Raw genomic sequence first — 13595 nt, forward strand, 5'->3', positions numbered from 1 at the left:
GGACCGACGGTATCCGCCGGGTACGACATTGCGGCCTAATGATGCTCGGCCGGCCCCGGGGTTTCGCTCTTACGGGGTGCCAGACCGGCCGAAATCGGCACCGGCAGGCTGGCGCTGCCCGCCTTTTCGAAAGTGAAGGTGAAGTTGTAGGTGAGCCCGTTGGTGATCGGCTTGGTCAACGCCACGGCCGCCTTCGCGGTGTGAGCGGGCTCGACGGCGTTGACGGCCTTGATGTTCTGACCGTCGGCGGTACCGACGAACAGCATCCCGGCCGACGGGAGCCGGGTGTCGCCGGACAGCGTCACCGTGCCGATGTCGGTGGTGATGGCCACCAGTTTGTCGGCGGTGTCCGGTGACTGGTTGCTGAGCGCCGCCACCAGGTCCACCGACTGGCCCGGCCGCAAGAAGTCGCCGGTTTGCACGGCCTGGATGTGGACATTGCGCAGCGCGACGCTGCCGACCACCGCCTGGGCGCCGTTGACGGCGGGCACCTGGGCGGCGGTCTGGGAGAGCTGGCCGCTGCCGCAGCCGGTGAGCAGGAGCGCGCCGGCCAGCGCGGCGACGGTCATCGAGCGTCTGTCTAAGCGGTTCACTCAAAGCCTCCTGCTCAAGCCCCGATTGCTCGGCTCCTCCTCGCACCGCACGCGGTCCGCATCGTCGCCGAGCGGCCTCGTCGCAGTTCGACTATGCACAGTAGTAGGTCGGCCAGGCGGGCGGTAGCACAGGGCTCAGCGCAGCGCAGTACGATCTTCTGGTGCCCTCCGCCGGGTTCCCAAAAGGTCGGTGCCATGCACGAATTCACCGGTCTGTCAACCCCCACCCTTGGCGTGCGGTGCCCCTGACCTGCACCGTTGTTCCGCGTGTGTCGAGGCGCCGTGTTAAGATCGAAGCAACGAAAGGGGCTCGAACCAGATGATTTTCAAGGTCGGTGACACCGTTGTCTATCCACACCACGGTGCAGCGCTAATCGAGGCGATCGAAACCCGGACCATAAAAGGGGAACAAAAGGAATATCTCGTCTTGAAGGTGGCGCAGGGTGACCTGACCGTTCGAGTCCCCGCCGAGAACGCCGAGTACGTGGGCGTGCGCGATGTGGTTGGCCAGGAAGGCCTCGACAAGGTGTTCCAGGTGCTGCGCGCCCCGCACACCGAGGAGCCCACCAACTGGTCGCGCCGCTACAAGGCCAACCTCGAGAAACTTGCCTCCGGTGACGTCAACAAGGTCGCCGAGGTCGTGCGTGACCTGTGGCGCCGCGACCAGGAGCGCGGGCTGTCCGCCGGCGAGAAGCGCATGCTGGCCAAGGCGCGCCAGATCCTGGTCGGGGAGCTGGCGCTGGCCGAAAGCACCGATGACGCCAAGGCGGAGACCATCCTCGACGAGGTTCTGGCCGCAGCCTCCTGACTGTGACGGGCACGGTCGCGGTAGTCCCGGCCGCTGGATCGGGTGAGCGGCTAGCCGCAGGTGTTCCCAAAGCGTTCTTTCATCTCGACGGCCGGACCCTGGTCGAACGGGCCGTCACCGGCCTGCTGGAATCCGGCGTGGTCGATCGCGTGGTCGTGGCGGTGCCCGCGGATCGCACTGATCAGGCCAAGCTGATCCTGGGCCACGTCGCCACGATCGTGGCAGGTGGGGCCAATCGCAGCGAGTCGGTCGCACGGGCATTGGCGGCTGCCGGCGAACCGGAGTTTGTACTGGTCCACGACGCGGCACGGGCCCTGACGCCACCGCGGTTGGTCGTCCGCGTCGTCGAGGCGCTGCGGTCGGGTCATTCGGCCGTCGTGCCCGCGCTGCCGGTGCCCGACACCATCAAGGCTGTCGACGCCAACGGGGTGGTGCTGGGCACGCCGGAACGAGCCGGTCTGCGGGCGGTGCAGACCCCGCAGGGATTTGCCACCGAACTGCTGCAGCGCGCCTACGAGCGGGCCGCAACCGCTGATTTCACCGACGACGCGTCGATGGTCGAGCACATCGGCGGTCAGGTCCAGGTGGTCGACGGCGACCCGCTGGCCTTCAAGATCACCACCCGGCTAGACCTGCTCTTGGCGCAGGCCATCGTGGCGCAGTGAACCTCCGGGTCGGCCTGGGCACCGACGTGCACCCGATCGAGCGGGGCCGGCCGTGCTGGCTGCTGGGCCTGTTTTTTCCCGACGCCGACGGCTGTGCCGGCCACTCCGACGGCGATGTCGCCGCGCACGCGTTGTGCGACGCGCTGTTGTCCGCGGCCGGACTCGGCGATATCGGCAGCGTGTTCGGCGTCGACGACCCCCGCTGGGCCGGCGTCAGCGGAGCCGACATGCTGCGCCACGTCGCCGAGCTCATTGGGTCCGGCGGGTGGCGGCTCGGCAACGCCGCCGTCCAGGTGATCGGAAACCAGCCCAAGGTGGGTCCGCGTCGCGCCGAGGCGCAGGAGCTGCTGTCCGCTCTGCTGGGCGCTCCGGTGTCGGTGTCGGCGACCACGACCGACGGCCTGGGCCTCACCGGCCGCGGCGAGGGCCTTGCGGCCATAGCAACGGCGCTGGTAGTAGCCCGGTAAGCTGGCACGTCGTGACCGATCGCGCCCAGCTGCGGCTACACGACACGGCGACCGGCGCCGTGCGTGATTTCGTCCCGCTGCGGTCCGGCCACGTCTCGATCTATCTGTGCGGCGCCACCGTGCAGGGCCTGCCGCACATCGGCCATGTTCGCAGCGGGGTGGCCTTCGACATTCTGCGTCGCTGGCTACTGGCCCGCGGCTACGACGTCGCGTTCATCCGCAACGTCACCGACATCGACGACAAGATCCTCAACAAGGCCGCCGCGGCCGGCCGGCCCTGGTGGGAATGGGCGGCCACCTACGAGCGGGCGTTCACCGCCGCCTACGATGCGCTGGGCGTCTTGCCGCCGTCGGCGGAGCCCCGCGCCACCGGGCACATCACCCAGATGGTCGAGTTGATCGAGCGGCTGATCTGCACCGGACATGCCTACACCGGCAACGGCGACGTGTACTTCGACGTGCTGAGCTATCCCGACTACGGCCAGCTCTCCGGCCACAAGATCGACGACGTCCACCAGGGTGAGGGCGTGGCGACCGGCAAGCGCGACCAGCGCGACTTCACGCTGTGGAAGGGCGCCAAGCCCGGCGAGCCGTCGTGGCCCACACCATGGGGGCGCGGGCGGCCCGGCTGGCATCTGGAATGCTCGGCCATGGCCCGCACCTACCTCGGTCCGGATTTCGACATCCATTGCGGCGGAATGGATTTGGTCTTCCCGCATCACGAGAACGAGATTGCCCAGAGCCGCGCGGCCGGCGACGGGTTCGCCCGCTACTGGCTGCACAACGGCTGGGTCACCATGGGCGGCGAAAAGATGAGCAAGTCGCTGGGCAACGTCCTGGCGATCCCGGCGATGCTGGAGCGGGTGCGGCCCGCCGAGTTGCGCTACTACCTAGGCAGCGCGCACTACCGCTCGATGCTGGAGTTCTCCGAGACCGCGCTGCAGGACGCGGTCAACGCCTACGTCGGTATCGAGGACTTTCTGCACCGGGTGCGCAACCGGGTGGGCGTCGTCGTCCCCGGACAGTGGACACCGCGGTTCGCCGAAGCACTCGACGACGATCTCGCGGTGCCGATCGCACTGGCCGAGGTGCACCATGCCCGCGCGGAGGGCAACCGGGCGCTCGACGCCGGCGACCACGAGCGCGCGCTGGCTCATGCCGCCGCCATCCGAGCGATGATGGGCGTCCTGGGCTGCGATCCCCTCGACGAGCGGTGGGAGTCCCACGACGAGGCCTCGGCTGCGCTGGCGGCCGTCGACGTGCTGGTGCGTTCGGAGCTGGAACGACGGGAAAAGGCTCGCGAACAACGCGATTGGGCCCTGGCCGACGAGATCCGCAACCGGCTCAAGGACGCGGGCATCGAAGTCACCGACACCGCCGATGGACCGCAGTGGTCGTTGGGAACCGAAACCGATGCCCGGTAATTCGCGGCGCCGCGGCGCGGTCCGCAAGCCCGGCACCAAGAAAGGGCCCACCGTCGGTTCGGGGGGTGTGCGCCGACGAGGGTTGGAAGGCCGCGGCGCGACGCCGCCGGCACATATGCGGCCCCACCATCCGGCCGCCAAACGCGCCAAAGCTCAAGCGCGCCGGCCGGTTAAACGCGTCCAGGACGAAACCGAGACCGTCCTGGGCCGCAACCCGGTGCTGGAATGTCTGCGGGCCGGTGTGCCGGCGACCGCCCTTTATGTTGCGCTCGGCGCTCAGGCAGACGAGCGGCTTACCGAATCCGTTACTCGCGCAGCAGATTCCGGTATTGCGATCCTCGAGGTGCCGCGCGCCGATCTGGACCGGATGACAACCAACGGCCTGCATCAGGGCATCGCGCTGCAGGTTCCGCCCTACGAATACGCCCATCCCGACGACCTCCTTGCGGCGGCGATGGAATCCCCGCCCGCACTGCTGGTCGCACTGGACAACATCTCCGACCCGCGCAACCTGGGGGCGATCGTGCGGTCGGTCGCCGCGTTCGCCGGTCATGGCGTGCTGATCCCGCAGCGGCGCTCAGCTTCGGTGACGGCGGTGGCGTGGCGGACCAGCGCCGGCGCAGCGGCGCGGGTTCCGATTGCGCGGGCCACCAATCTGACTCGCACGCTCAAGGATTGGGCCGGCCGAGGTGTGCAGCTGGTCGGGCTGGACGCGGACGGCGACACGACACTCGACCACCTGGACGCCACCGGCCCGGTGGCCGTGGTGGTCGGATCGGAAGGCAAGGGCCTGTCGCGGCTGGTGCGGGAGAACTGCGACGCGGTGGTGTCGATCCCGATGGCCGGCCCCGCCGAGTCGCTGAATGCCTCGGTGGCCGCCGGGGTAGTACTTGCCGAAATCGCGCGCCAGCGCAGGCATTGACGGCATGCGGCTGCGGGCACTGGCACTGGCAGCCGTCATTGTCATCGTCCCGTACCCGACGGCCGTCGCACAGCAACCCGATTTCGACGTGGTGGCGCATCGCGGTGCCGCCGCCGCGCTTGAAATCGGCGTTACCACTTTGGAATTCGATATCGGCATCACCAAAGATCACCAACCGGTGGTGTGGCACGACCAGGACATGCAGCTGCGAAAGTGCACCGATACCGGCCCCGTTTCGCACGCCGACCCGCAGTATCCCTACGTCGGAAAGCTGGTGCACGAGCTGACCCTCGCCCAGATCCGCACTCTTGACTGCGGCGACCGGATCGCTACGCTGCCTGAGATCTTCGCACTCACCGACTCGTATCGCGCAGACGTCCGCTACGACATCGAAACGAAGGTGGATCCCGAGCAGCCGACGGCGACGGCCGGCCCGCAGGAGTTCGTCGACGTGATCCTTGCCGCGGTCCGGGCCGCGGGCAAGACCGACCGCGTCGAGATACAAAGTTTCGACTGGCGAACGCTGCCGTTGGTGCGGCAGGCGGAGCCGTCGATTCCCGTTGTGACCTTATGGAATCAGGCGACGTGGCAACCGGATTCGCCGTGGCTGGCCGGGATCAACCCCGCCGTCGTCGGTGATCCGGTGATCGCCGCCAGGATGATCGGCGCAAGCATCGTCTCGCCCGCCTACTGGCTGGTCGACAAGCCGTTTGTCGACCGGGCACATGCGTTGGGGCTCAAGGTGCTTCCGTGGACCATCAACGACACCGCGACCATGCGCCAGCAGATCGACGACGGCGTCGACGGCATCATCACCGACGATCCCGTGGCTTTGCGCGCGGTGATGGCCGATCTCGGCATGCCGCTGCCGCCGAGCTATTAGACGCCGAGCAGCCGCACACTGGCCCACAGCGCCAGCACCGCCGCGACGAGCGCGGTGGGCACCGTGCACAGCCCGAGCCGGGTGTATTCGCCGACGCTGGCCGGAACGTCGTGGCGACGTAACACCCTGCGCCACAGCAGGTTCGACAGCGACCCGACATAGGTCAGGTTGGGTCCGATGTTCACCCCGATCAGCACCGCCAGGATCGCCGCCGGCCCGCTGCTCGCGGCCAGCGGCACCAGCACCAGCGTCGCCGGCAGGTTGTTGACGATGTTCGCCAGCACCGCCGCAACGGCCGCGATGCCCAGCAGCGCAAGCAGACCCGAACCCGTCGGCAGGACCGCCCGCATGCCGTCGGCGAACCCGTTGAGCATCACGGCCTGCACCACCACACCCAGTGCGAGCACGAACAACAGGAACGGAACGTTGACCGCGCGCACGATCTCAACCACCGAGGTGTGCCGGCGAGCGAGGCTGCGCACCGCCAGCACCGACGCGCCCGCCAGCGCCGCCCAGGCCGGTGCCACGCCGGCGGCTTCGGCGATCGCAAACCCCGCCAACGTCAGCGCGACCACCACCAGAACGAACACCGGTGGCCGGGCCGGCGGCCCGATTTCCTGACGATCCGGCACCACGCTCAGATCACGCCTGAAAAACCACCGAAATACCACGTACACGCTGACCACCGCCGCCAGCCACGGCAGCGTCATCAATACCGTGAATTTGACGAACGACAGGTCCGCGACATGAAACGCGAGCAGGTTGGTCAGATTCGACACCGGAAGCAGAAGCGACGCGGCGTTGGCCAGATGCGCGCTGGCATACGCGTGTGGGCGCACCGGCGCGCGCAGCCACCGGACCGTGGCCAGCACCACCGGAGTCAACAGCACCACGGTGGCGTCCAGGCTCAGCGCAGCGGTGATCACCGCGGCAATGACGAACACCTGCCGCAGCAGCCGTCGCGGCCCAAAGCGGGAGTGCGCCAGTGCCGCGCCGGCAGCCTCGAACAGGCCCTCGTCGTCGCAGAGTTTGGCCAGCACCAGCACCGCACCCAGGAACGCGACCACCCGCGCCAGGCTCGCCACTTCGGCCACGGCCTGATGCAGCGAGATCGCGCCGACGCCGAGCAGCACGGCGACGGCGGGGACGGCGGCGAATGCCTCCGGCCATCCCCGCGGCCGGGCGACCGCGAACGCCAGCACGACGGCAAGAAGCAGCAGTGCGACGAGCAAGGTCAATGTTGTTAGTTCCAGGGGTCTTCGCGTCGCCACACCGTCGGCATATCCAGTGTGATTCCGTCCTCGGCGGCCAGCCGGTCGAGGACTCGCATCGAGGCATCCAAATCGTCGCCCGCATAGGGCAACGCCCGCAACGGTTTCGACAGCGGGCGGAAGAGGTCGTCCCAGTGGATCGGCACCACGCGGCGCGCACCCACCGTGCGCACCGTCTCGGTCCAGTAGTCGACAAGATAGCTTTCCGGCTGCAGGCCAAGCTGTCCCACGCCGAGGTAGGCTACGTCGGCGCGCTGCCCGGCCAGCGCGCCTTCGACGAAACCGGCGCTGCCCTGGATCAGGCACCGCCGGCCCGACGATCGATGGTGCACAATCGCCGACCAGGCCTCCCCGCACCGGTAGGCCGAAGCTCTCACCGGCGGCACCACTGGTTCGGTGATCGCGCCGGGAACCCGATCGGGTGGGCAGTGCCGGGATTCGAACAACGTCAACTCGAAGGCGCCCAACACAATTGGTTCGCCTGAGGCTGCCACCGTTATGCGGTCCGCCGGCAGTCCATACCCGCGGCCGATGTTGGCAGCCGATTCGCCGCCGACCAGTTGCGCGCCGGTGCGGTCGGCCACCAGCGCGGAATCCAAGGCGTGGTCGATATGCGTATGCACCGGGATCACGGCCTCCAGCCGCGAGACCTTGGCCCGGGCCAGGCAGCCGTCGACCCGGGCCGGCGAGGGTGCCACTTTGCGCAGCGCGATGCGCGCCAGGCTGGGCCGGGAGAAGTAGCCGTCGGTCAGAAGCGCCGAAGCTCCGTCGTCGAGCAGCAGCGTGGAGACTCCCAGCCACGTCACCGCCAGCGGCGCACCAGAACCCGCAGCGGGAACGGTGAACCGGTGGGCATACCGGGCGATGTCCGGGCGCCCGAGACGCAGCCGCATCAGCTGAACGCCTTCACGTCGATACCGTCGGCCTTCAGGCGATCGCGCACCGCCGCGGCGATCTGCACCGCCCCCGGCGAATCACCATGCACACAAACAGATTCCACGCTTACGGAGATTGACGATCCCTCGACGGCGACGACGCGGCCTTTGGTCACCATCGTGACGACCCGCTCGGCGATCGCCGCCGGGTCGTGTAAGACCGCGCCGGGTTCACGCCGGGACACCAGCTGGCCGTCCGCCCGGTAGGCGCGATCAGCGAAAGCTTCCGGCACGGTGCGAAGGCCGCGTTGCGCGGCCTCGTCGAAAAATGCCGAACCCGCCAGGCCCAGCACCGGCAGCCCGGGGTCCACCGACCGCACCGCCTCGGCGACCGCGGCGGCCTGCGTATGGTTGGTCACGATCGTGTTGTACAGCGCGCCATGGGGTTTGACGTAGGACACCGCCGAGCCGGCAGCCTGCGCCAGGCCTTGCAGGGCGCCGATCTGATACACGACGTCGGCGAGCAGATCTTCTGCGGTGACGTCGATGAAGCGTCTGCCGAAACCGGCCAGGTCGCGGTAGCTCACCTGCGCGCCGATGCGCACACCCCGTTCGGCGGCGATGCGGCAGACCCGCAACAGCCCGGCCGGGTCGCCCGCGTGGAAGCCGCACGCCACGTTGGCGCTGGTGACGATGCCGAGCATCGCGTCGTCGTCACCGAGCCGCCAGACGCCGAAGCCCTCGCCCAGGTCGGCGTTGAGATCCACGGAGGCCACGGAGGTTAGCTTAGGGCCGTGGAGAGCACACGTGCCGAGGTCTTGATTACCGCGACCGAGCTAGCGGAGCGCATCGGCAAGGGTCGACCGGTGACGATTCTCGATGTGCGCTGGCAGCTCAGCGAGCCCGACGGGCTTGCGGCCTACCGCCACGGCCACATTCCGGGCGCCGTGTACGTGTCGCTCGAGGACGAACTCACCGACCACGCCGTGACCGGCCGGGGCCGCCATCCGCTGCCCTCCGGACGCAGCGTCGAGGCGGCCGCGCGGCGGTGGGGCATCCGTCGAGGTGTGCCGGTGGTGGCCTACGACGACTGGAATCGGGCCGGTTCGGCGCGGGCCTGGTGGGTGCTGACGGCGGCGGGCCTCGACGACGTTCGCATCCTCGACGGCGGCCTGGCCGCGTGGCTCGCGGCCGGCGGCCCGCTCGAGGCCGGGACCGTCACACCCGAGCCCGGCGACGTCACGGTGCCGCACAGCGACCTGTATGCCGGAGCCCGGCGCACGCTGACGGCGGAACAGGCCGCAGACTTCCTATTGCTCGACGCCCGCGCGCCCGAACGCTTCCGCGGCGACGTCGAACCCGTCGATCCGGTCGCCGGCCACATTCCGGGCGCCAAAAACGTGGCCAGCACCAGCGTGCTTGGAACTGACGGCACGTTCCTGCCCGACACGCAACTGCGTGAGCTGTTCGCTGAATACGATGCCGACACCGGTGTGTACTGCGGCTCAGGGGTCACCGCCTCAGTGGTCGTCGCGGCGCTGGCCGCCACCGGGGTGGACGCGGCGTTGTATCCCGGCTCGTGGTCGGAGTGGATTTTGGATCCCGGGCGGCCGGTAGCCCGTGGCGAGCACGGTTGAACCGGTAGCCTCACGGGACATGAGTCCCACGCCGCGACGGCGGGCGACCCTGGCATCGCTCGCCGCCGAGCTCAAGGTGTCGCGGACCACCATCTCCAATGCCTACAACCGGCCCGACCAACTGTCGCCCGAACTGCGGGAGCGGGTGCTGGCCGCCGCCAAACGACTGGGGTATCCGGGGCCCGATCCGGTCGCGCGGTCGCTGCGCACCCGCAAAGCCGGCGCGGTGGGCCTGGTCAGCACCGAACCACTGACCTATTCGTTCAGTGACCCCGCCGCGCTGGATTTCGTTGCGGGACTGGCACAGTCGTGCGAGGAGCGGGGCCAGGGACTGATGCTGATCGCCGTCGGGCCAAGCCGCACGGTGGCCAAGGGATCCGAATCGGTACTCGCGGCGGGCGTCGACGGCTTCGTAGTGTATTCGGTGTCCGACGACGACCCCTATCTGCAGGTCGCGCTGCAACGACGGCTGCCTGTCGTCGTGGTCGATCAGCCCAAAGACGTCCCCGGCACGTCGCGGGTCGGCATCGACGACCGGGGCGCGATGCGCGAGCTCGCCGACCACGTGCTCGGCTTCGGCCATCGCCAGATCGGGCTGCTGACCATGCGGCTGCGCCGGGATCGGCGCGAAGGGGTGGTCAACTCGGGACGTCTGAGGTCTGCCACGTTTCAGGTGCAAGCCGAACGTATCCACGGTGCTCGCGACGCGATGGCGGCCGCCGGCGTCGACCCGGAGTCACTGACGGTCGTCGAAAGCTACGAGCACACGCCCACGTCGGGCGGTGCCGCCGCCGAGGTCGCGCTGCAGGCCAACCCGCGCATCACCGCGCTGATGTGCACCGCCGACGTCCTCGCCCTGTCGGCAATGGACTACCTGCGCGGCCGGGGCATCTACGTTCCAGGTCAGATGACCGTGACCGGCTTCGACGGGGTGCCCGAGGCGCGGCGTCGCGGGCTGACCACGGTCGCGCAACCAAGCCTGCACAAGGGCCGTCGCGCCGGTGAGCTCTTGCACGAAGACGGAAGCCATCCGTCGGTCGAGTTGCTGGAAACGACGCTGATCCGGGGACGGACCGCCGGCCCGCCGGCGTAGATCCGGGCTAAATCTTCGGGTGCTCCTGGTCGCCGATCAGCAGCCGCACGGCCAAGTCCAGCCGCTTGCTCACGTCCGTCGCCGATGCCCGACGGGTGAGCCAGGCGAGCAGGTTCGACGTCCAGACATTCGAGAGCACCCGAGCGATGTGGTACTCCTCCTCGGTCGGTTCGCCTTCGGCCATCGCGCGGGCGAACATGGAATCGATGACCTTCTCGACGTGGTCCACCTCGCCGGCCGCCGACGCGTCGGCAAAGACATACGCGCGGGTCATGGCCTCGGTCAGCAGCGGGTTGCGCTGCATCGCCCGGTTGAGCCTGTTGATCATGAAATTCAGCCGCTGATAAGGCGTTCCGCCTGTCAGTGTGGACCGGTCGGTCTTGGCGTCGATGCGCTCGAACTCGCGGCCCAGCGCCGAAACCAGCAAATGCACCTTGGATGGAAAGTAGCGGTACAGCGTGCCGACAGCGACGTCCGCCCGGTCGGCCACCGCGCGCATCTGAACTGCTTCGTAGCCGCCCTTGGAGGCAATCGCCATCGTCGCGTCCAGAATGCGTTTGCGACGCTCCCGCTGCGCCTCGGACCCGAGCTCGGACTCGGCCAAAACCGCCACGTTCATGACCTCACGGGGCTGTGCATCCCCGGAGCGACCCGAATTGGCGTTCGCTGGCGACGACATGTGACGGGCAGCTCCTTCTGTTGCGTTCCCGCTCAAACGATACGCACGCAGAGCGCGAATTTCCCATCTCGCTGCAGTCGGGACACCGGAGCGTCCTGCTGCGATGGCGTTCGACTTGACGGTCGATCGCTGGCACTATTAGAACACGTTCTAGTCGACCGAGGAGCCTCAACGTGCCAGCCACTATCACCGACGAACAGTTCGCGGCGCGTGAGTTGGTGCGCGATTGGGCCGCCGGCGCGGGTACCACCGCCGCGATTCGCGACATCGAGCAGGGCAAGCCCGAGGCCTGGCGGCCGGTGTACGAGGGCCTGGCCAGCCTGGGCCTGTTCGGTGTCGCGGTTCCGGAGGACCGCGGCGGCGCCGGCGGAACCATCGACGACCTGTGCGCGATGGTCGACGAGGCGGCGAAGGCGCTGGTTCCCGGTCCAGTCGCGACGACGGCGCTCGCCACGCTGGTGGTGAGCGACCCTTCGCTGGTATCGGGTGAGCGGGTCGCCGGGCTGGCGCTGGCCGGGGATGTGGCCTTCGACGGTTCGCGGGCGTCGGGCAGCTTGCCGTGGGTGCTGGGCGCCGACGGCGAGGGCTTGCTGGTGCTGCCGGCCGGTGACAAATGGCTGCTCGTCGACGCCACCGCCGACGGTGTGACGATCGAGCCGCTGCAGGCCACCGACTTCTCCCGGCCGCTGGCGCGGGTAGAGCTGGCGTCGGCGCCCGCCACCGTGCTCGACGCGCCGCACCTGGAGGATCTGGCCGCAACCGTGCTGGCGGCCGAGACGGCCGGAGTGGCCCGGTGGGCGCTGGACACCGCCGTCGCCTACGCGAAGGTGCGCGAGCAGTTCGGCAAACCGATCGGCAGCTTCCAGGCGATCAAGCACATTTGCGCCGAAATGCTCTGCCGTGCAGAACAATCCGCGGTCGCCGCGGCCGACGCCGCACACGCCGCAGCCGACCCGGAGCAGTTGCGCATCGCGGCGGCCATTGCCGCGGCTATCGGTATCGAGGCCGCCAAGGCCAACGTCAAGGACTGCATCCAGGTGCTCGGCGGCATCGGCATCACCTGGGAGCACGACGCGCACCTGTACCTGCGGCGCGCCTACGCCATCGGCCAATTCCTCGGCGGGCCGGCGCGCTGGCTACGTCGCACCGCCGCGCTGACCCAGGCCGGTGCGCGACGCAACCTCTCCATCGACCTGAGCGACGTCGCCGACCTGCGGCCCCAGATCGCCGAGGCGGTCGCCGAGATCGCCGCGCTGCCCGAAGACGAGCGGCAGGCGGCGCTGGCCGAAAAGGGCCTGCTGGCACCGCACTGGCCCCCGCCCCACGGCCGCGGCGCCGGACCGGCCGAGCAGCTGCTGATCGACCAGGAGATGGCGGCCGCCGGGGTGTCGCGGCCTGACCTTGTGATCGGTTGGTGGGCCGCCCCGACCATCCTCGAGCACGGCACCCCCGAACAGATCGAGCGCTTCGTGCCGGCCACTCTGCGCGGCGAAATCTTTTGGTGCCAACTGTTTTCCGAGCCCGGTGCCGGCTCGGACCTCGCGTCGCTGCGCACCAAGGCCGAACGGGTCGACGGCGGCTGGAAGCTGACCGGGCAGAAGGTGTGGACGTCGTCGGCGCACAAGGCGCAGTGGGGTGTGTGTCTGGCCCGCACCGACCCGGAGGCCCCGAAACACAAGGGCATCAGCTACTTCCTGGTCGACATGAGCTCGCCGGGCATCGAGATCCGGCCGCTGCGGGAGATCACCGGCGCCGCGTTGTTCAACGAGGTCTTCCTCGACGGCGTGTTCGTGCCCGATGAGATGGTCGTCGGCGACGTGAACGACGGCTGGCGGCTGGCCCGCACCACGCTGGCCAACGAGCGGGTCGCGATGGCCACCGGCACCGCACTGGGCAACCCGATGGAGGAACTGCTCAAGGCAGTGGCCGACCGCGATCTCGACGACGCTCAGCAGGATCGGTTGGGGCAGTTGATCATTACCGCGCAGGCCGGCGCGCTGCTTGACCAGCGGATCGCCCAACTGGCCGTCGGCGGCCAGGATCCGGGCGCGCAATCCAGCGTGCGCAAGCTCATCGGGGTGCGCTACCGACAGGCGCTGGCCGAATACCGGATGGAGCTGACCGAAGGTGCGGGCCTCGTCGAAGACTCGACCGTCCAGGATTTCCTCAACACCCGCTGCCTGACGATCGCCGGTGGCACCGAGCAGATCCTGCTCACGCTGGCCGCCGAACGGCTGCTGGGGCTGCCGCGCTGATGAGCTTTCCGCGAGAGTGAATT

General features: G+C 68.9%; 14 protein-coding genes. 9 read left to right on the forward strand and 5 right to left on the reverse strand.

Annotation, left to right across the window (positions count from 1 at the left end; genetic code table 11):
• Nucleotides 1-35: 35 nt before the first annotated feature.
• Nucleotides 36-569: a hypothetical protein gene (locus tag G6N47_RS09890; protein ID WP_083131125.1), complete on the reverse strand. Its 534-nt coding sequence runs from the start codon at nt 567-569 to the stop codon at nt 36-38.
• A gap of 343 nt (nt 570-912) precedes the next feature.
• Here G6N47_RS09890 and carD point away from each other — a divergent pair, with 343 nt between their 5' ends.
• The 6 genes from carD to G6N47_RS09920 are packed head-to-tail and all read left to right on the forward strand — an operon-like array spanning nt 913 to nt 5762.
• The gene (carD, locus tag G6N47_RS09895; RefSeq protein WP_045382876.1) at nt 913-1401 is read left to right on the forward strand and encodes an RNA polymerase-binding transcription factor CarD; all 489 of its coding nucleotides are present in this window, start codon (nt 913-915) and stop codon (nt 1399-1401) included.
• Complete coding sequence (ispD, locus tag G6N47_RS09900; protein ID WP_139799416.1) at nt 1398-2066, forward strand: 2-C-methyl-D-erythritol 4-phosphate cytidylyltransferase; 669 nt, start codon at nt 1398-1400, stop codon at nt 2064-2066. The genes carD and ispD overlap by 4 nt, the downstream gene beginning before the upstream one ends.
• Nucleotides 2063-2533 carry a 2-C-methyl-D-erythritol 2,4-cyclodiphosphate synthase gene (gene ispF, locus G6N47_RS09905; protein ID WP_083131123.1) on the forward strand — a complete coding sequence of 157 codons (471 nt, stop codon included), beginning with the start codon at nt 2063-2065 and terminating at the stop codon, nt 2531-2533. The genes ispD and ispF overlap by 4 nt, the downstream gene beginning before the upstream one ends.
• 11 nt (nt 2534-2544) lie before the next feature.
• On the forward strand, nt 2545-3957 hold the full coding sequence (gene cysS, locus G6N47_RS09910; protein ID WP_083131122.1) for a cysteine--tRNA ligase: 1413 nt from the start codon (nt 2545-2547) through the stop codon (nt 3955-3957).
• Nucleotides 3947-4879, forward strand: a complete 933-nt coding sequence (gene rlmB, locus G6N47_RS09915) for a 23S rRNA (guanosine(2251)-2'-O)-methyltransferase RlmB (RefSeq protein ID WP_083131121.1) — start codon at nt 3947-3949, stop codon at nt 4877-4879. The genes cysS and rlmB overlap by 11 nt, the downstream gene beginning before the upstream one ends.
• Before the next feature lie 10 nt (nt 4880-4889).
• Nucleotides 4890-5762 carry a glycerophosphodiester phosphodiesterase family protein gene (locus tag G6N47_RS09920; protein ID WP_372517521.1) on the forward strand — a complete coding sequence of 291 codons (873 nt, stop codon included), beginning with the start codon at nt 4890-4892 and terminating at the stop codon, nt 5760-5762.
• On the opposite strand, the gene G6N47_RS09925 is transcribed toward G6N47_RS09920, so the two are convergent.
• From G6N47_RS09925 to G6N47_RS09935, 3 genes are read right to left on the reverse strand one after another with little or no spacing between them, the layout of a single operon-like run.
• Complete coding sequence (locus G6N47_RS09925; protein WP_083131119.1) at nt 5759-7000, reverse strand: SLC13 family permease; 1242 nt, start codon at nt 6998-7000, stop codon at nt 5759-5761. The two genes, G6N47_RS09920 and G6N47_RS09925, sit on opposite strands and share 4 nt — an antisense overlap.
• A gap of 5 nt (nt 7001-7005) precedes the next feature.
• A complete protein-coding gene (locus tag G6N47_RS09930; RefSeq protein ID WP_083131118.1) occupies nt 7006-7926 on the reverse strand; it encodes an MBL fold metallo-hydrolase in 921 nt (306 codons plus the stop codon).
• Nucleotides 7926-8684, reverse strand: coding sequence for a LamB/YcsF family protein (locus G6N47_RS09935; RefSeq protein ID WP_083131117.1), 759 nt, complete (start codon nt 8682-8684; stop codon nt 7926-7928). Before G6N47_RS09935 ends, G6N47_RS09930 begins: the two co-directional genes overlap by 1 nt.
• An 18-nt stretch (nt 8685-8702) precedes the next feature.
• Between G6N47_RS09935 and G6N47_RS09940 the strand changes: the two genes are divergently transcribed.
• Nucleotides 8703-9545 (forward strand): sulfurtransferase, encoded by an 843-nt coding sequence (locus tag G6N47_RS09940; protein ID WP_083131116.1) that lies wholly within the window; start codon nt 8703-8705, stop codon nt 9543-9545.
• 19 nt (nt 9546-9564) lie between these two features.
• Complete coding sequence (locus tag G6N47_RS09945; protein ID WP_083131115.1) at nt 9565-10638, forward strand: LacI family DNA-binding transcriptional regulator; 1074 nt, start codon at nt 9565-9567, stop codon at nt 10636-10638.
• A gap of 7 nt (nt 10639-10645) precedes the next feature.
• Here the strand turns inward: G6N47_RS09945 and kstR are convergent, their stop codons facing one another.
• Complete coding sequence (gene kstR / locus G6N47_RS09950; protein WP_163659790.1) at nt 10646-11251, reverse strand: cholesterol catabolism transcriptional regulator KstR; 606 nt, start codon at nt 11249-11251, stop codon at nt 10646-10648.
• A 239-nt stretch (nt 11252-11490) separates the two neighbouring features.
• Between kstR and G6N47_RS09955 the strand changes: the two genes are divergently transcribed.
• A complete protein-coding gene (locus G6N47_RS09955; RefSeq protein WP_083131113.1) occupies nt 11491-13572 on the forward strand; it encodes an acyl-CoA dehydrogenase in 2082 nt (693 codons plus the stop codon).
• Nucleotides 13573-13595 lie beyond the last annotated feature (23 nt).

Source organism: Mycobacterium branderi, from assembly GCF_010728725.1.
GTDB classification, from domain to species: Bacteria; Actinomycetota; Actinomycetes; order Mycobacteriales; family Mycobacteriaceae; genus Mycobacterium; species Mycobacterium branderi.

Coding starts and splice junctions, on each gene's coding strand:
- G6N47_RS09890 (WP_083131125.1), bottom strand. CDS start 569: ATGACCGTCGCCGCGCTGGCCGGCGCGCTCCTGCTCACCGGCTGCGGC.
- carD (WP_045382876.1), top strand. CDS start 913: ATGATTTTCAAGGTCGGTGACACCGTTGTCTATCCACACCACGGTGCA.
- rlmB (WP_083131121.1), top strand. CDS start 3,947: ATGCCCGGTAATTCGCGGCGCCGCGGCGCGGTCCGCAAGCCCGGCACC.
- G6N47_RS09930 (WP_083131118.1), bottom strand. CDS start 7,926: ATGCGGCTGCGTCTCGGGCGCCCGGACATCGCCCGGTATGCCCACCGG.
- G6N47_RS09945 (WP_083131115.1), top strand. CDS start 9,565: ATGAGTCCCACGCCGCGACGGCGGGCGACCCTGGCATCGCTCGCCGCC.